The organism is Pseudomonas sp. BIGb0164 (assembly GCF_024810135.1).
In the GTDB taxonomy this organism is placed as follows: Bacteria; Pseudomonadota; Gammaproteobacteria; order Pseudomonadales; family Pseudomonadaceae; genus Aquipseudomonas.
The window spans coordinates 356,650-375,771 of the sequence record NZ_JANUEA010000007.1 but is presented as its reverse complement, the minus strand read 5'-3'; the positions used below and the strand labels follow the sequence as shown (position 1 = coordinate 375,771).

The window sequence follows — 19,122 nt, the reverse complement described above, 5'->3', positions numbered from 1 at the left end:
GTTTATTGCTCCGCCTTGAGTACATCCGGCAGGTACGCACGGTGGAAGCCATTGAACGGCTCGCTCGGCGGCTGCGCCTTGTGCAGCGGCCAGGCGCGGTTGCCCAGGCTGGCGGCGCCGTCGATGCGCAGGGTGCTGCCGCTGATGAAGGCGGCGGCGGGGCTGAGCAGGAACACAATGGCCGCGCTGACTTCCGACTCAGTGCCGATACGCTTGAGCGGCACATGCTCCCGCAATGTCGGGATCACGGCCTTGAACGCGCCTTCGTAGGTGTCCATGCCGCTGGAAGCAATCCAGCCCGGCGCCACGGCGTTGACCCGTACCCCGGCATAACCCCACTCGAAGGCGGCGGTCTTGGTGAAGTTGTCCATGCCCGAACGTGCCGCGCCCGAGTGGCCCATGCCGGGCATGCCGCCCCACATGTCGGCGAGCATGTTGACGATGGCGCCGCCGTGTTTGCTCATCGACTGGTTGAACACCTCGCGCGCCATCAGGAAGCCGCCCACCAGGTTGGTGCGCAGCACGGTTTCAAAGCCCTTCTGGTTGATCGAGGCGAGCGGCGACGGGTACTGGCCACCCGCGTTATTCACCAGACCGTGGATCGGGCCATACTCGTGCAGGACCTGGCTGACCAGCGCCTTCACGGCGTCTTCGTCGCGAATATCGCACGCCAGCCAATAGGCCGTGCCGCCGTCTTCGCTGATTTCGGCGGCCACCTGCTGCAGCTTCTCGGGCTTGCGTCCCACCAGCATCACCGTGGCGCCGAGTGCCGCCAGTTCATGGGCGGTGCAGCGGCCAATGCCACTGCCGCCCCCGGTGACTATCACGGTTTGCCCCTGGAACAGGTCGGCTTTGAAGATCGAGTCGAAGGCCACGGTGACGGTCCTTTAGCGGAGTTGATCGGCGATGTGTTGCGGCACGGCGATGGGTATTTCCAGCAGTTGCTGGGCGAAGGCCTTGCCCTGGGGGTCGATGCGCAGGCTGGCGATACCGCCGCCGCCCAAGGCGTTTTCCAGCAGGAAGTTGAGGCTGTGGCTGCCGGGCAAATACCAGCGTTCGACGCGGCCCTGCACAGGGTCGAGCACGTGGCCCATCCAGTCGACGATCACTTCCGGGGTCAGCGCCTCGGCGATCCACGGCAGGTAGTCGGGGTGGCGGGCGATCACGCCGATGTTGCTGTGGTTGCCCTTGTCGCCGGAACGCGCCACCGCCAGTTTCACCAGCGGCACGCTGGCGTCGGCGGCGCCTTGGGGTTTGGGCGGATCAACCGGTGCGGCGAGCGGAGCGAGGGCGGTGTCGGCAGGCAATACGCAAACGTGGCGCGCACCTTGGAACTCGACTACGGGCTCGCAGTGGGTTTTGTCGATCAAGAAGGAAAACAGCCGAATCAGCGGGTACACCGTTGGCCGCCCGCCGACGATGCCCGTCAGCCCTGGCGCCATGCCGGTGGCCGCCTGGGCGATCTCGCGGGCGAACAGCACCAGCGCCTGCTTGTTCGGGTGACGCACCGCCAGTTTCACCACCACCTCGCGGCAGTCGCGGCGCAAGGCGTGGGCGCCGTAGGTGGCTTCACTGCCGAGCAGTTCGATATTCACTTCGGTGTAGGGCGCCCAGCCGCGCTGGCCGAACAGCTCCGAGGTCTTGTTGATGATCGCCTGGCTGACGCGCTCGGCCTTGGCCACGGCGTCGATCCCCGCCAGCAGGCAACTGGCGGTGCAGCGAAAACCATCCGGGTAAGTGGCGCTGACCTTGTAGTGAGCGGTGGGCGGCGAGCCCTTGGCGCCGTGCACGCGCACGCAATGGAGGCCGTGTTGCTGCAACTGGACCTGGCGGAAATCGCAGATCACGTCGGGCAGCAAATACGCACGCGGGTCGCCGATTTCATACAGCAGCTGCTCGGCCACACTCAATTCGCTGATCAGCCCGCCGGTGCCGTCGGCTTTGTTCACTGTGAACGTCCCGTCGGCGCTGACCTCGACGATGGGAAAACCGATGTGCTCGTAGTCGGGGACGTCGCGCCAATCGGTGAAATTGCCACCGGTGCACTGGGCGCCACATTCGATGATATGCCCGGCCAGCGCGGCGTGGGCGAGGCGGTCGTAGTCTTGCCAGGACCAGTTGAATTCATGCACCAGCGCTGCGCTGACCACGGCGCTGTCCACCACGCGGCCGGTGATCACGATGTCAGCGCCCAGTTCAAGCGCCTGGGCGATGCCGGGGGCGCCGAGGTAGGCGTTGGCCGAGACGCACATGGGTGGCAACGGCGCGCCGTTGAACATGTCGTGGATGCCGTGCAGGTGCTTGAGTTGGGGGTGCAGGTCGTCGCCCAGCAGCACGGCGATTTTCAGCGGGACTTGCGCCTTGTCGCAGGCAGCCTGGAGGGCGGCGGCGCATGCCTGGGGGTGAATGCCGCCCGCGTTGCTGATGACGCGAATGCCCTGGCGCTGGATATCGGCCAGCAGCGGTGTGAGCACCTCGACAAAGTCCGTGGCGTAGCCGGCCTGGGGATCTTTCATCCGGGCGCCGGCGAGGATCGACATCGTGACTTCCGCCAAGTAGTCGAACACCAGGTAATCCAGCGCGCCGCCGTGTACCAATTGGGCGGCGGCGGTGCAGGTGTCACCCCAGAACGCGCTGGCGCAGCCGATACGAACCGTCTTGCTCATGAGAAGTCCTTCTCCAGAGGGCTGGCGTCGAGACTACCAAGCAAGCGCTTGGTTTGTAAACTCTCGACACAAGTTTTGACCCAAGCGCTTGCTTGGTTGGCGACCACGGCCTAAATTGCCGGCCAAGACGTCAGTAGCAGTGAAGGAGAGAGACATGGATGAGCACAAAGCCCTGCGGGTGATGCGCACCATGGTCGACGAAGGCCGTTTGACCGACCCTGACAGTGCGCGGGGCAAGTTGCTGCAAACCGCGGCCCACTTGTTTCGCAACAAGGGCTTTGAGCGCACCACGGTGCGCGACCTGGCCAGTGCGGTGGGCATTCAGTCCGGCAGCATCTTTCATCACTTCAAGAGCAAGGACGAGATCCTGCGGGCGGTGATGGAAGAAACCATCCACTACAACACCGCGATGATGCGTGCCTCGCTGGAAGAGGCGAAAGACGTGCGCGAGCGCGTGCTGGCCCTGATTCGCTGCGAATTGCAGTCGATCATGGGCGGCAGCGGCGAGGCCATGGCGGTGCTGGTGTACGAGTGGCGTTCGTTGTCGGCCGAGGGCCAGGCGCAGGTGCTGGCATTGCGGGATGTGTACGAAGAGCTCTGGCTGCAGGTGCTGGGCGAAGCCAAGGCGGCGGGCTATATCAAGGGCGATGTATTTATTACTCGACGCTTCCTGACCGGCGCCCTGTCCTGGACCACCACCTGGTTCCGCGCCCAAGGCAGCTTGACACTCGAGGAGTTGGCCGAAGAAGCCCTGTTGCTGGTTCTGAAAGCCGACTGACGCGCAAGCTATTAATTTGGCGGTGGAAAGTTGTCTCGCCTGACAAAAACGCCTAGCTTATCGCCATCAATGTGTTGAACGGTGTGTGCCTCGATGTTTTCGCCATGGCGGCTGGCTGCAGGACTAACTCTATGGGCACTGGGTACCGCGGGGTGGATGCCGGCTTCGGCTGCGCAATTGGTGAGGATTGGGGCGGCGCATTTTCCGCCGTACACCGTACGCCCTGAACAAGGCGCCGACACCGGTTTGTTGCCGCAACTGGTGGAAGCCCTGAACGCCTTGCAAACCGACTACCAGTTCGTGCTGGTGCCCACTTCCATTCCGCGTCGCTTCCGTGATTTCGAACAGGGCCGGGTCGACATGGCCATCTTCGAAAATCCCGAATGGGGCTGGAAGGCGATTCCCCACACCAACGTCGACATGGGGCTGGAAGATGCCGAAATCTTTGTTGCCCAGCGTGCGACCGGTCGCGATCAGAGCTATTTCGCCGACCTGACCGGCAAGCGCCTGGCAGTGTTCAGCGGTTATCACTACGCCTTCGCCAACTTCAATCCCGACCCCAAGTACATGGCCGAGCACTTCAACGCCACGTTGACCTATTCCCATGACAGCAATTTGCTGATGGTGGCGCGCGGGCGGGCCGATATTGCGCTGGTCACGCGCTCGTACCTGAGTGATTTCATGGTGCGCAACGCGGACATGGCCGGGCAGTTCCTGGTGTCCGAGCGTATCGATCAGGTCTACCACCACTACGCGTTATTGCGACCGAAGGCGCCGATTACCGGCGAAGCGTTTTCCGCGTTGCTCAAGCGCTTGCGGGACAACGGGCAGATGCTGAAGATTTTCGAGCCGTATCGCATCGACGTGATGGCGACGCCCTGATAGGTACACCACATAACCAAATGTTGGGGCTGTTTTTTGTGGGAGCGGGCTTGCTCGCGAAAGCGGTGCGTCATTCAACCGATTAGTGACTGAACTACCGCATTCGCGAACAAGTCGAGTCGTCGCACCGCCGCTCCCACAAGCTGGCCCCTACAGGTTCCTGTGGCGTGTCAGACGCGGCGCGCAAACGTATCGCTATGGCTGCCCGACACCTTGCGGCAGTGCACCAGCGCATCGCGGATCATGAAGTTCACCAGCGTGGGCGAGACGCCCAGTTCCTTGGCGATGTCCTTTTGCGGTACGCCGTGCAGGCGGTACATCTCGAACGCGTAGCGGGTGCGTTGTGGCAGCTCCGTCAGGGCGTCGGCGATGTTTTCCAGGGTGTTGAAATTGATGTGGGAGGTTTCCGGTGAAGCGCCGTGAATGACCACATTCAAGCCTTCCTCTTCCGTCCCGGAGTACTTGAGCTCCAGGGCTTGCTTGCGGTAGTGATCGATCGCCAGGTTGCGCACGATCTGGAACAGGTAACTCAATTGGGCCTTGAACGATGAGGTGATCGTCGGCGCCGATTGCAGCCGGAAGTAGGCGTCCTGCACTACGTCTTCGGCACGGGAGCGGCACCCGGTGATGCGTGCCGCGATCTTCACCAGAATCAGTCGATTGTCGACGAATGCCTGGAGAAGCGGTGAGTCGCACCTGCCTGTGGTTACTTGTTCCGTCATGGAAATCACCTTGTCGCAAAAGAGGTTAGGGGAGGGCGTCCTTGCTGAGGCCTCCTACACATCGGGCAACAAATTATGCTTAATGATAATGATTGTCAAATGAGAAGGCGAACTAATCTTATGCTTTCTTGTTCGGTGTGAACCACGTCTCGCTCGTCCCCGGCGACTAATTATTTGTCGGGGCCGTCCGTTCTTCTGGGTGACAGGCCCGTTAGCCAAACGGCCAAGGATCCGTACCCGCAGGAGAACGAAATGGGTTTTTATCGTGCATACAGCGTGTTTCAGTTTGGAGTCGTCACGCGATGACTACGCCGACTCGACTGCGCCTGTTCTGCCTGCCCTATTCGGGCGCCAGCGCCATGGTGTATGCGCGCTGGCGTCGAGCCCTGCCTGACTGGTTGCAGGTGTGCCCGCTGGAATTGCCCGGCCGTGGCATGCGTATGGATGAGCCTTTGCAGCGCGATATCAAGGCCTTGGCCGCGCAACTCGCCGATGAAATCAGCCGCGACCTGGTCGGCCCTTATGCGCTGTTCGGCCATAGCCTCGGTGGCCTGCTGGCGTTCGAATTGGCGCACGCGCTGAACGCACGCAATGTTCCCGCACCACTGGCCTTGTTTGCGTCCGGCACTGCCGGCCCTGCGCGTCGCGACGTCAGCGAATACGCCATCGAAAAGACCGACGAACAACTGATCGCCCGCCTGCGCGAGCTGCAAGGCACCGCCGAAGAAGCCCTGGCCAACCCCGAACTGATGCAGTTGATGCTGCCGATCCTGCGCGCCGATTTCCTGCTGTGCGGCAGCTTCACCTATGGCGAACGTGCGCCGCTGGGCATGCCGATCCATGTGTTCGGCGGCAAGCAAGACAGCGTGCGCGCCGACCAGTTGCTCGACTGGCAGGCAGACGCCGCCAGTGGTTTCTCCCTCGACCTGTTCGACGGTCACCACTTCTTCCTCGTGCAGCACGAAAGCGCCGTGCTGCGCTGCATACGCCGTTATGCCGACGAACACCTGGCCCGCTGGCGCAATGGCGCAGCGCGGCAACGCGTAGCTGGCTGAACACGCCCCACGAATTCCCGATTTTCCCGTAAGCCGCTTTCAGGCAGGAACCCCATGATGGACGCCTTCGAACTCCCCCAAACGCTGGTCCAGTCCCTTCAACGTCGCGCCGCGCAGACCCCGGACCAGGTCGCCCTGCGCTTCCTCGCCGACGCTGCCGAGCACAACGTGGTGCTCAGCTACCGCGAGCTGGACCAACGCGCCCGCACCATCGCCGCCGCCTTGCAGGCCAATGCGGATTTGGGCGACCGTGCCGTGCTGTTGTTCCCCAGCGGTCCGGACTACGTCGCGGCGTTCTTTGGTTGCCTGTACGCGGGCGTGATCGCGGTGCCGGCGTATCCGCCGGAATCCACGCGCCGTCACCATCAGGAGCGCCTGCTGTCGATCATCAGCGACGCCGAGCCGCGCCTGCTGTTGACCATCGCAAGCCTCGCCGAGGGCTTGTCGCAGATTGAAAACGCACCTCCGGTCTTGAGCGTCGACAGCCTGGAAAATGACGGCGATTGGACGGCTCCCGACCTGCACCCCGACGACATCGCCTTCCTGCAATACACCTCCGGTTCCACTGCCTTGCCCAAAGGCGTGCAAGTCAGCCACGGCAACCTGGTGGCCAACGAAGTGCTGATCCGTCGCGGGTTTGGCATCGACCTCAATCCGGACGACGTGATTGTCAGCTGGCTGCCGCTGTACCACGACATGGGCTTGATCGGCGGCCTACTGCAACCGATCTTCAGCGGCGTGCCCTGCGTGCTGATGTCGCCGGCCTACTTCCTCGGCCGGCCGTTGCGCTGGCTTGAAGCGATCAGTGAATACGGCGGTACCATCAGCGGCGGCCCGGATTTCGCCTACCGCCTGTGCAGCGAGCGGGTCAGCGAATCGGCCCTGGAACGCCTGGACCTGAGCCAATGGCGCGTGGCCTATTCCGGCTCCGAGCCGATCCGCCTCGACACCCTGGAACGCTTCGCCGAGAAGTTCGCCACCTGTGGGTTCACCCCGAACAATTTCTTCGCCTCCTACGGCCTGGCCGAGGCGACGCTGTTTGTCGCCGGTGGCACCCGTGGCCACGGCATCCCGGCACTGCGTGTTGATGAGCAAGCCCTGGCCGCCAACCGCGCCGAACCGGGGCAGGGCAGTGCGATCATGAGCTGCGGCACCCGCCAGCCGGAACACGCGGTGCTGATCGTCGACCCGCACACCCTCTCAGAACTGGCCGACAACAGCGTCGGCGAACTCTGGGCCACCGGCCCGAGCATCGCCCACGGCTACTGGCGCAACCCCGAAGCCACCGCCAAGACCTTTGTGCAGCACGCCGGCCGTACCTGGCTGCGCACGGGCGACCTGGGTTTTATCCGCGACGGCGAGGTGTACATCACCGGTCGCCTCAAAGACCTGCTGATCGTGCGTGGCCACAACCTGTACCCGCAGGACATCGAGCAGACCATCGAGCGCGAAGTGGAAGTGGTGCGCAAGGGCCGTGTCGCGGCATTTGCCGTCAATGACCAGGGCCTGGAGGGCATCGGTATCGCCGCTGAAATCAGCCGCAGCGTGCAGAAAATCCTGCCACCCGAAGCGCTGATCAAGGCGATCCGCCAAGCCGTGGCCGAGGCCTATCAAGAGGCGCCAAGCGTGGTGGTGCTGCTCAACCCCGGCGCGCTGCCCAAAACCTCCAGCGGCAAGGTGCAACGTGCGGCCTGTGCCCTGCGCCACGCTGATGGCAGCCTCGACAGCTACGCACAATTCCCCGACCTGCAGGCGCACGCTGGTGACGCCGCGCTGGAATCCGAATTGCAGAGCCAGATCGCAGCGATCTGGTGCGAGCAACTGCAGGTTGCTACGGTCGCGGCGGATGATCACTTCTTCCTGCTCGGCGGTAACTCCATCACCGCCACCCAAGTCGTGGCGCGCCTGCGTGAGGCCCTCGGCCTGGAGCTGAACCTGCGCATGCTGTTCGAAGCGCCGACCCTGCAAGGTTTTGCCGCCAATATCGCGCAATTGCAGCAGGACGGTGGCGTCGCCCAAGGCGCGATTCATGCGTTGTCGCGCCAGGACGAGTTGCCCCAATCCCTGGCACAGAACCGCCTGTGGATCACCTGGCAACTGGACCCGCAGAGCAGCGCCTACACCATTCCCGGTGCCCTGCGTTTGCGTGGCGAACTGGACGAAGACGCGGTGCGCGCCAGCTTCCAGCAGCTGATCGAGCGCCATGAAGCCCTGCGCACCCGCTTCTACGAACGAGACGGGCAAGCCTGCCAGCGTGTCGACGCAACCACCGGGTTCGACCTGCACGTCATCGACCTCAGCGACCTGCCCGCCGCCGAGCGTGAGGCCCGCGCACAACAGATCCGCGAGGACGAAGCGCGCACCCAGTTCGACCTGGAAAAAGGCCCGCTGCTGTGGGTGACCCTGCTGCGCCTGGACGATGAAGAGCACCACCTGCTGGTGACGTTGCACCACATCATCGCCGATGGCTGGTCGCTGAACATCCTGATCGACGAATTCTCCCAGCTGTACGCCGCGGCCACCCAAGGCCAACGCCTGGAGTTGCCGGCACTGGCCCTGCAGTACGCCGACTACGGCAGTTGGCAGCGCCAATGGCTGGCTGAAGGCGAAGGCCAGCGCCAACTGGCGTACTGGAAAGCGCAATTGGGCGATGAGCATCCGACGCTCAGCCTGGCCACCGACCATCCGCGCTCGGCACAACACCGCCACACTGCCGCGCGCCACACGGTGCGCCTGGGCGCGAGCCTCAGCGAAGCCATTCGCCAGACCGCCCAGGCCAACGAATCCACGCCGTTCATGCTGTTGTTGGCCGCGTTCCAGAGCCTGCTCTATCGCTACAGCGGCCAGCGTGATATCCGCATCGGCGTGCCCAATGCCAACCGCCCACGCCAGGAAACCCAAGGCCTGGTCGGCTTCTTCATCAACACCCTGGTGTTGCGTGCTGCGCTGGATGGGCGCCTGCCGTTCACTGAACTGCTGACCGCAACCCGCCAAGCAGCGCTGGGTGCCCAGGCTCACCAGGACCTGCCGTTCGAACAGCTGCTGGAAGCCTTCCCCCAAGCCCGCGAGCAAGGCTTGTTCCAGGTCATGTTCAACCACCAGCAACGCGATTTGAGCGCCTTGCGCCGCCTGCCCGGCATGCTCGCCGACGAGTTGCCGTGGCACAGCCGCGAAGCCAAGTTCGACCTGCAACTGCACACCGAAGAGGACCGCAACGGGCGCCTGAGCCTGTCGTTCGACTACGCCGATGAGTTGTTCGAAAACGCGACCATCCAACGTCTGGCCGAGCACTACATCCACCTGTTGCAGGCCGTCTGCGAGCACCCCCAGCAAGCCATCGGCGACCTCGTGCTGATGCAGCATGATGAGCAGGCGCGTTACAGCGAGGCTCCCTGCGCGCCGGCCCAGCAGTGGTTGCCCGAACTGCTCAACCAGCAGGTCTCGGATAACACCGCCGTGGTCTGGGACGGCGGCAGCCTGACCTTCGCCCAACTGCACACCCAGGCCAACCGCCTGGCCCATTACCTGCGCGACAAAGGCGTCGGCCCGGACGTGTGCGTGGCCATCGCCGCCGAGCGTTCGCCGCAGTTGCTGATCGGCTTGCTGGCGATCATCAAGGCCGGTGGCGCCTACGTGCCGCTGGACCCGGATTACCCCGCCGACCGCCTGGCCTACATGCTCAAGGACAGCGGCGTACACCTGCTGTTGACCCAGACCGCGTTGCTGGAACACCTGCCGACGGCCGAGGGCGTGTGCGTCATCGCCATGGACAGCCTGCACCTCGATAGCTGGCCGACCCAGGCCCCCGGCCTGCACCTCGACGGCGATAACCTTGCCTACGTGATCTACACCTCCGGCTCCACTGGTCAACCCAAAGGCGTGGGCAACACCCATGGCGCCTTGGCCGAGCGTTTGCAGTGGATGCAAGCCACGTATCAACTCAACGACACCGACGTGCTGATGCAAAAGGCGCCGATCAGTTTCGACGTGTCGGTGTGGGAATGCTTCTGGCCACTGATCACCGGTTGCCGCCTGGTACTCGCTGGCCCGGGTGAACACCGTGATCCGCACCGCATCGCGCAATTGGTGCAAGAACATGGCGTGACCACGCTGCACTTTGTGCCGCCGCTGTTGCAGCTGTTTATCGATGAGCCGTTGGTAGCCGAATGCACCAGCCTGCGTCGCCTGTTCTCCGGTGGCGAAGCCTTGCCTGCCGAATTGCGCAACCGCGTGTTGGCGCAGTTGCCGGCGGTGCAATTGCACAACCGCTATGGCCCGACCGAAACCGCGATCAACGTGACCCATTGGCACTGCACCGCTGCCGATGGCGAGCGCTCGCCGATTGGCCGCCCGCTGGGCAATGTGATCTGCCGCGTGCTGGATGAACAGCTCAACCCCGTGCCGCTGGGTGTACCGGGCGAGTTGTGCATCGGCGGTATTGGCCTTGCCCGGGGTTACCTGGGGCGCGCCGGCTTGACCGCCGAGCGTTTTGTCGCCGACCACCGGGGTGCACGCCTGTATCGCACCGGTGACCGTGCCCGTTGGACGGCCGATGGGGTCATCGAGTACCTCGGCCGCCTCGATCAGCAGGTCAAGTTGCGTGGCTTCCGGGTGGAACCGCAAGAAATCGAAGCACGCATGCTGGCCCTGGACGGCATCGCCCAGGCCGTGGTGCTGGTGCGTGATGCGCAACTGATCGGTTACTACACCGCCCACGCCGAGCGGGATGAAGTCGATGTAAAAACCGCCCTGGCCGCCGAACTGCCGGAGTACATGGTGCCCGCGCTGTTGATGCGCCTGGAGCACATGCCCCTGAGCCCCAGCGGCAAGCTCGACCGCCGTGCGTTGCCCGAGCCCGTGTGGCAAACCCGCGAGCACATCGAACCTGAAACGCCGTTGCAACAGCAGATCGCTGCAATCTGGCGCGAAGTCCTTGGCGTGCCACGCATCGGCTTGCGTGATGACTTCTTCGCCCTCGGTGGGCATTCGTTGCTCGCCACCCAGATCATCTCCCGCACCCGCCAGGCGTGCGATGTGGAGCTGCCGCTGCGCACCCTGTTCGAAGCCAGTGAGCTGGGCGCCTTTGCCGAGCAGGTCGGGCAGATCCAGGCCTCGGGCCAACGCAACCAGCAAAGCGCAATCGCCAAGGTCGACCGCCGTCAGCCTGTGGCGTTGTCCTATTCCCAACAGCGCATGTGGTTCCTCTGGCAGATGGAGCCGGACAGCCCGGCGTACAACGTGGGCGGTATGGCGCGCTTGCGCGGCGTGCTCGACGTTGGCCGTTTCGAGGCCGCGTTGCAAGCGCTGATCATGCGCCACGAAACCCTGCGCACCACCTTCCCGAGCGTGGATGGCGTGGCGTACCAGAAGGTCTCGCCACAGACCGGCCTGCGCATGGACTGGCAGGACTTCTCGGCGCTCAACGAAACCGAGCGCCAGCAGCGTCTGCAGCAACTGGCCGATGTTGAAGCCCACACCCCGTTCAATCTGGAAACCGGGCCGCTGTTGCGCGCCTGCCTGGTCAAGGCCGGCGAGCAGGAACACTACCTGGTGCTGACCCTGCACCACATTGTCACCGAAGGCTGGGCCATGGACATCTTTGCCCGTGAACTCAGCGCGCTGTACGAAGCCTTTATCGATGAGCGTGACTCGCCGCTGGCGCCGTTGCCGGTGCAATACCTCGACTACAGCGTGTGGCAGCGCCAGTGGCTGGAGTCTGGCGAGCGCCAGCGCCAACTCGACTATTGGACGCAGCAGTTGGGCAACGAACACCCGCTGCTGGAACTGCCCGGCGACCGCCCACGGCCACCGGTGCAAAGCCATCAGGGCGAGCTGTACCGCTTTGACTTGAGCGATGACCTGGCCGCCCGCGTGCGTGCCTTCAATGCCGAGCGCGGCCTGACCTTGTTCATGACCATGACCGCCACCCTGGCCGTGTTGCTCTACCGCTACAGCGGCCAGACTGACCTGCGCATCGGCGCGCCGGTGGCCAACCGTATCCGTCCGGAAAGCGAAGGGCTGATCGGCGCGTTCCTCAATACCCAAGTACTGCGTTGCCAGCTCAACGGGCAGATGAACGTCGGCGAGCTATTCGAGCAAGTGCGTCACACCGTAATCGAAGGCCAGTCCCATCAAGACCTGCCGTTCGACCACGTGGTGGAAGCCCTGCAACCGCCGCGCAGTGCGGCGTACAACCCGCTGTTCCAGGTGATGTGCAACGTGCAGCGCTGGGAATTCCAGCAAAGCCGGCAACTGGCCGGCATGACCGTCGAGTACCTGGCCAACGATGCCCGCGCCACCAAGTTCGACCTCAACCTGGAAGTCACCGACCTCGACCATCGCCTGGGTTGCTGCCTGACCTACAGCACCGACCTGTTCGACGAGCCGCGCATTGCACGCATGGCCGAGCATTGGCGCAACCTGCTGGAAGCGCTGATCGCCGATCCGCAGCAGCGACTCAGCGAACTGCCCTTGCTCACCGTCGTCGAGCAACACGCGTTGCAAGACAGCCTGGGCATCGAAAAGGGCGAGCATCGCCTCGACCAGTGCATTCATCAGCTGTTCAGCCAACAGGCCGCAGCCCGTGGCGATGCCCCTGCACTGACCTTTGCCGGCGCTACCCTCAGCTACCGCGAACTGAACGAACGCGCCAACCGCCTGGCCTGGATGCTGCGCGAGCGTGGCGTGGGCCCGCAGGTGCGTGTCGGCCTGGCGTTGCCGCGTTCCCTGGAAATGGTGGTCGGCCTGCTGGCGATCCTCAAGGCCGGCGGCGCCTATGTGCCGCTGGACCCGGAATACCCGCTCGACCGCCTGCACTACATGATCGAAGACAGTGGCATCGGCCTGCTGCTCAGCGACGCGGCGATGTTCGAAGCCCTCGGCGAATTGCCGGCGACGGTGGCGTGCTGGTGCCTGGAAGATGACCTGCCGGTGCTCGCCAACTACTCGTCGGATGAGCTGCCGTTTATCAGCCTGCCGCAACACCAGGCGTACTTGATCTACACCTCCGGCTCCACCGGCAAACCGAAAGGCGTGGTGGTGGCTCACGGTGAGATCGCCATGCACTGCGCGGCAGTGATCCAGCGCTTCGGCATGCGTGCGGACGACTGCGAGCTGCACTTCTACTCGATCAACTTCGATGCCGCCACCGAGCGTTTGCTGGTGCCGTTGCTCAGCGGTGCCCAGGTGGTATTGCGCGCCCAGGGCCAGTGGGATGCCGAGGAAATCTGCGGGCTGATCCGCACTCATCGCATCAACATCCTGGGCTTCACGCCCAGCTACGGCAGCCAGTTGGCGCAATGGCTGGCGACCCAACAACAGACCTTGCCGGTGCGCATGTGCATCACCGGCGGTGAAGCACTGACTGGCGAACACTTGCAGCGCATTCGTGCGGCCTTCCAGCCCGAGGTGTTCTTCAACGCCTATGGCCCGACGGAAACCGTGGTCATGCCGCTGGCCAGCCTTGCGCCCGAGCAACTGGAAGAGGGCGCTGGCAGCGTGCCGATCGGCAGCATCATTGGCGATCGCGTGGCCTACATTCTCGACGCCGACCTGGCGCTGGTGCCCCAAGGCGCGACCGGCGAGCTGTACGTCGGCGGCGCGGGTTTGGCCCAGGGTTATCACCAACGCCCGGGCATGACGGCCGAGCGTTTTGTCGCTGACCCGTTCGCCCATGACGGCGGGCGCCTGTACCGCACCGGCGACCTGGTGCGCCAACGCGCCGATGGCTTGGTGGAGTACCTGGGGCGGATCGACCATCAGGTGAAGATCCGTGGTTTCCGCATCGAGCTGGGCGAGATCGAAACCCGCCTGCTGGAGCACGAAGCCGTGCGTGAAGCCGTGGTGCTGGCGCTGGATTCGCCGAGTGGCAAACAGCTGGTGGCGTACCTGGCCAGCGATGCCGAACACGGCGCGCTGCGTGACGCGCTGAAGGCTCATCTCAAGGCGCAACTGCCGGACTATATGGTGCCCGCGCACCTGATCGTGCTCGACAGCATGCCGCTCACCGCCAACGGCAAACTCGACCGCCGTGCCTTGCCGCAACCGGACCCGGAGGCCAACCGTCAACACTACGTGGCTCCGCGCAATGAACTGGAAAGCACGCTGGCCGCCATCTGGTGCGCGGTGTTGAACGTGCAGCAAGTCGGCCTGGACGATAACTTCTTTGAACTGGGCGGCGACTCGATCCTGTCGATCCAGGTGGTCAGCCGTGCGCGGCAGGCGGGCATTCATTTCAGCCCCCGCGACCTGTTCCAGCACCAGACCGTGCAAACCCTGGCGGCCGTCGCCACGCGCTCCGAGCAAGTCACCGCGGAGCAGGGCGTGCTCACCGGCCGCTCGGGGCTGACGCCGATCCAGCATTGGTTCTTTGACACCGAGATCCCGAACCGCCAGCACTGGAACCAGGCGCTGCTGCTCAAGCCGTTGCAATTGCTCGACCCACACCGCCTGGAGCAAGCGCTGTTGGCGGTGCTGGAACACCACGACGCCCTGCGCCTGAGCTTCACCTCGCGTGATGCGCAATGGCACGCCGAACACTTGGCGGTGCCGCAAGGTGGCGTGTTAATGCAGGCGCAGGTGCGTGACATGGCTGATTGCACCGCGCTGTTCACCGACACCCAACGCAGCCTCGACCTGGAACACGGCCCGCTGTTGCGCGCCTTGCTGGCGGACGGTCCCGAGGGCCAACAACGCCTGCTGATTGCGATTCATCACCTGGTGGTGGACGGCGTGTCCTGGCGTGTGTTGCTTGAAGACCTGCAAAATGTCTATCGCCAACTGAGCGACGGCCAGTCCGTCAGCCTGCCGGCCAAGACCAGCGCGCTGCGTGATTGGGCCGCCCGCTTGCAGGCCTATGCTGGCAGCGAATCCCTGCGTGAAGAGTTGAGTGTGTGGCAACACCAGTTGGCCGGACCTGACGCGGCATTGCCGGTGGCGCGCCTTCAAGGTTCGCTGCGCAATCGCGATGCCGACACCGTCAGCGTGCGCCTGGATGCCGAGCGTACCCGCCAGTTGCTGCAACAGGCCCCGAGTACGTATCGCACCCAGGTCAACGACCTGCTGCTGACCGCCCTGGCCCGTGTGCTGTGCCGTTGGAGCGGCCATGCGTCGGCGCTGATCCAGCTGGAAGGCCACGGCCGCGAAGCGCTGTTCGATGACATCGACCTGACCCGCAGCGTCGGCTGGTTCACCAGTGCTTACCCGCTGCGCCTGACCCCGCAAGCCGGGCAGGGCGACTCGATCAAGGCGATCAAGGAGCAACTGCGCGGCGTGCCGCACAAAGGCTTGGGGTATGGCGTGCTGCGTTACCTCGCGGAGGACGGGGTCAAGCACGCCATGGCGGCATTGCCGACGGCAAGCATCACCTTCAACTACCTCGGCCAGTTCGACCAGAGCTTCGGCAGCGATGCGCTGTTCCACCCGCTGGACGAATCCGCAGGTTTGGCCCACGACCCCGACGCGCCGCTGCCCAATGAGTTGAGCGTCGACAGCCAGGTGTACGGCGGTGAACTGGTATTGCGCTGGACCTTCAGCCGCGAACGCCACGATCAACACACCATCCGTGAACTGGCGGATGCGTACCTGGCCGAGTTGCAAGGCCTGGTCGCCCATTGCCTGCAGGACGATGCCGGTGGCCTTACGCCGTCCGATTTCCCCCTGGCGCACCTGACCCAGCTGCAACTGGATGCGCTGCCGGTGCCGGCCGGCGTCATCGAAGACGTGTACCCGCTGACCCCGATGCAGGAAGGCCTGCTGTTGCATACCTTGCTGGAGCCGGGCACCGGCCTCTATTACATGCAGGATCGCTACCGCATCAACAGTGCCCTGGACCCCGAGCGTTTCGCCCAGGCCTGGCAGGCAGTGATCGCCCGTCATGAAGCCCTGCGCGCGTCGTTCTGCTGGAACGTCGGCGAAGACATGTTGCAAGTGATCCACAAGCCGGGCAGCACGCCGATCGAATACCTGGATTGGAGCAACGACCCGGAAAGCGAACAGGAGCCGCGCCTGCAAGCCTTGCTCAAGGCCGAGCGGGAAGCCGGGTTCGATCTGCTCAACCAGGCGCCGTTCCACCTGCGCCTGATCCGCGTCGGTGCCGAGCGCTACTGGTTCATGATGAGCAACCATCACATCCTCATCGATGCCTGGTGCCGTTCGTTGCTGATGAATGACTTCTTCGAGATCTACAGGGCCCTTGGCGAAGGCCGCGACGCGCAGTTGGCCACGCCGCCGCGCTACCGCGACTACATCGCCTGGCTGCAACGCCAGAACCTCAATGAAGCGCGCCAGTGGTGGCAGCAGAACCTGCAAGGCTTCGAGCGCACCACGCCGATCCCGAGCGACCGGCCATTCATGCGTGACCACGCCGGCCACGGCGGCATGGTGGTGGGCGACTGCTACACCCGCCTCGATGCCCGTGACGGCGCACAACTGCGTGAGCTGGCCCAGGCTCACCAACTGACGGTCAACACCTTCGCCCAGGCGGCATGGGCCTTGGTGCTGCGCCGTCTGAGCGGCGATCGCGACGTGCTGTTCGGCGTCACCGTGGCGGGGCGCCCGGTGGAAATGCCGGAGATGCAGCGCACCGTCGGCCTGTTCATCAACAGCATCGCCCTGCGGGTGAAGCTGCCCGAGGACGATCAACCCTGCAGCGTGCGCCAGTGGTTGAGCAGCCTGCTCGACAGCAACATGCAGTTGCGCGAGTACGAATACCTGCCGCTGGTGACCATTCAGGAGCACAGCGAACTGCCCAAGGGCCAGCCGCTGTTCGACAGCCTGTTCGTGTTCGAAAACGCCCCGGTGGAGGTCTCGGTACTGGACCATGCACAAAGCCTGAATGCCACCTCGGACTCCGGCCGCACCCACACCAACTTCCCGCTGACGGCCGTGTGTTATCCGGGCGATGACCTGGGCTTGCACCTGTCTTACGACCAGCGCTACTTCGACGAAACCACCGTGCAAGGCATGCTCGGCGAGTTCAAGCGCCTGCTGCTGGCGTTGGTCCAAGGCTTCCATGGCGACATGGCCGACCTGCCGCTGATTGGCGAGCAGGAGCGTGAGTTCCTGGTGGAGGGCTGCAACCAGAGTGAGCATGTTTACCCGCTGGAGCGCAGCTACATCGAACTGTTCGAAGAACAGGTCGCCGCGCATCCACAGCGCATTGCCGCCAGTTGCCTTGATCAGCAATGGAGCTATGACGAACTGAACCGCCGCAGTAACGGCCTCGGCCATGCGCTGATAGCCGCGGGTGTCGGTCTGGATCAGCCGGTGGCATTGCTGGCCGAACGTAATCTCGACCTGCTCGGCATGATCATCGGCAGCTTCAAGGCCGGTGCAGGCTACTTACCGCTGGACCCAGGCCTGCCGGGCCAGCGCCTGCGCAGCATCATCGACTTGAGCCGCACGCCGTTGCTGGTGTGCACCGAGGCATGCCGCGAGCAGGCCATCGAGCTGCTGGACGGCTTCGACTGCCAGTTGCTGGTGTGGGAAGAAATCCCGGCGCGTGGCGAAAATCCCGGCGTCTACAGCGGCCCGGACAACCTCGCCTACGTGATCTACACCTCCGGCTCTACCGGCCTGCCCAAAGGCGTGATGGTGGAACAGCGCGGCATGCTCAATAACCAGTTGAGCAAGGTGCCGTATCTGGACCTGAGCCCGGTGGACGTGATCGCGCAGACTGCCTCGCAAAGCTTCGATATTTCCGTGTGGCAGTTCCTCGCTGCGCCGCTGTTTGGCGCCCGCGTGGACATCGTGCCGAACACCCTGGCCCATGATCCCCAGGGCCTGCTGGAACATGTGCAGGCCCAGGGCATCACGGTGCTGGAAAGCGTACCGTCGCTGATCCAGGGCATGTTGGCCCAGGACCGCATCGGCCTGGACGGTCTGCGCTGGATGCTGCCGACCGGTGAAGCCATGCCGCCTGAATTGGCGCACCAGTGGTTGCTGCGTTACCCAGGGATTGGCCTGGTGAACGCTTATGGCCCTGCGGAATGCTCGGATGACGTGGCGTTCTTCCGTGTCGATCTGGCCTCTACCCGTGGTACTTACCTGCCAATTGGCACGCCGACCGACAACAACCGCTTGTACCTGCTCGATGGCGCACTGGAGTTGGTGCCGCAAGGCGCCGTGGGTGAGTTGTGCGTGGCGGGCACCGGTGTCGGTCGCGGTTACGTCAGCGACCCATTGCGCACGGCACCGGTGTTTGTGCCGAACCCGTTCGGCGCACCGGGTGAGCGACTGTATCGCACCGGCGACCTGGCGCGCCGCCGCAGTGACGGCGTGCTGGAATACGTCGGGCGTGTCGACCATCAAGTGAAGATTCGCGGCTACCGCATCGAACTGGGTGAAATCGAAGCGCGCCTGCACGAACAACCGGAAGTGCGCGATGCGGCGGTAGGCGTGCAGGAAGGCGTCAACGGCAAGCATCTGGTCGGCTACCTGGTGGCGGCGGATGAGGCACTGAACCCAAGCGAACGCCTCGACCGCATCAAGCAACGCCTGCGTGCTGAACTGCCGGAATACATGGTGCCGCTGCACTGGCTGTGGCTCGACCGCCTGCCGCTCAACGCCAATGGCAAACTCGACCGCAAGGCGTTACCTGCGCTGGAGATCGGCCAGTTGCACAGCCAGGATTACCTGGCGCCGCGCAACGAGCTGGAAACCACCTTGGCCGCGATCTGGGCCGAAGTGCTGAAGGTTGAGCGGGTAGGGGTGCAAGACAACTTCTTCGAGCTGGGCGGGCATTCGTTGTTGGCCACGCAAATTGCCTCGCGCGTACAGAAGACCTTGCAGCGGGATGTGCCGCTGCGGGCGATGTTCGAGTGCAGCACGGTAGCGGAGTTGGCCGAGTATATCGACGGGTTGGCGGCCAATGAGATCAGTGCCGAGAAGGTGGATCGGTTGAGTGATTTGATGGCGGAGTTGGAGGGGTTGTAAATCTGCCGTTGATCGGGAAAGCCGATGTGTTTCGTCAGACCTGTCAGTTCTCACAGTTGGCGAAGGCATGTTTCAAGCGCTCACTT

The 19,122-nt window shown here is 64.0% G+C and carries 7 protein-coding genes; 4 read left to right on the top strand and 3 right to left on the bottom strand.

The window, feature by feature from the left end; translation table 11 throughout:
• Window positions 1-2: 2 nt before the first annotated feature.
• Together M2394_RS20420 and M2394_RS20415 are read right to left on the bottom strand one after the other, a co-directional pair.
• Window positions 3-875, bottom strand: coding sequence for an SDR family oxidoreductase (locus M2394_RS20420; protein WP_259174207.1), 873 nt, complete (start codon window positions 873-875; stop codon window positions 3-5).
• A gap of 12 nt (window positions 876-887) precedes the next feature.
• The gene (locus M2394_RS20415) at window positions 888-2,666 is read right to left on the bottom strand and encodes an acyclic terpene utilization AtuA family protein (RefSeq protein ID WP_259174204.1); all 1,779 of its coding nucleotides are present in this window, start codon (window positions 2,664-2,666) and stop codon (window positions 888-890) included.
• A gap of 154 nt (window positions 2,667-2,820) precedes the next feature.
• On the opposite strand from M2394_RS20415, the gene M2394_RS20410 reads away from it, so the two are divergent.
• A complete protein-coding gene (locus M2394_RS20410; protein ID WP_178921290.1) occupies window positions 2,821-3,444 on the top strand; it encodes a TetR/AcrR family transcriptional regulator in 624 nt (207 codons plus the stop codon).
• A gap of 93 nt (window positions 3,445-3,537) precedes the next feature.
• On the top strand, window positions 3,538-4,326 hold the full coding sequence (locus M2394_RS20405) for an ABC transporter substrate-binding protein (protein WP_259174203.1): 789 nt from the start codon (window positions 3,538-3,540) through the stop codon (window positions 4,324-4,326).
• Between the two features lie 170 nt (window positions 4,327-4,496).
• Here M2394_RS20405 and M2394_RS20400 read toward each other — a convergent pair whose 3' ends face one another.
• A complete protein-coding gene (locus M2394_RS20400; protein WP_176998039.1) occupies window positions 4,497-5,048 on the bottom strand; it encodes an RNA polymerase factor sigma-70 in 552 nt (183 codons plus the stop codon).
• Between the two features lie 302 nt (window positions 5,049-5,350).
• Between M2394_RS20400 and M2394_RS20395 the strand changes: the two genes are divergently transcribed.
• Together M2394_RS20395 and M2394_RS20390 are read left to right on the top strand one after the other, a co-directional pair.
• Complete coding sequence (locus M2394_RS20395) at window positions 5,351-6,103, top strand: thioesterase II family protein (RefSeq protein WP_259174195.1); 753 nt, start codon at window positions 5,351-5,353, stop codon at window positions 6,101-6,103.
• 54 nt (window positions 6,104-6,157) lie between these two features.
• The gene (locus M2394_RS20390) at window positions 6,158-19,036 is read left to right on the top strand and encodes a non-ribosomal peptide synthetase (RefSeq protein ID WP_259174191.1); all 12,879 of its coding nucleotides are present in this window, start codon (window positions 6,158-6,160) and stop codon (window positions 19,034-19,036) included.
• Window positions 19,037-19,122 lie beyond the last annotated feature (86 nt).

Coding starts and splice junctions, on each gene's coding strand:
- M2394_RS20390 (WP_259174191.1), top strand. CDS start 6,158: ATGATGGACGCCTTCGAACTCCCCCAAACGCTGGTCCAGTCCCTTCAA.
- M2394_RS20415 (WP_259174204.1), bottom strand. CDS start 2,666: ATGAGCAAGACGGTTCGTATCGGCTGCGCCAGCGCGTTCTGGGGTGAC.
- M2394_RS20405 (WP_259174203.1), top strand. CDS start 3,538: ATGTTTTCGCCATGGCGGCTGGCTGCAGGACTAACTCTATGGGCACTG.
- M2394_RS20410 (WP_178921290.1), top strand. CDS start 2,821: ATGGATGAGCACAAAGCCCTGCGGGTGATGCGCACCATGGTCGACGAA.
- M2394_RS20395 (WP_259174195.1), top strand. CDS start 5,351: ATGACTACGCCGACTCGACTGCGCCTGTTCTGCCTGCCCTATTCGGGC.
- M2394_RS20400 (WP_176998039.1), bottom strand. CDS start 5,048: ATGACGGAACAAGTAACCACAGGCAGGTGCGACTCACCGCTTCTCCAG.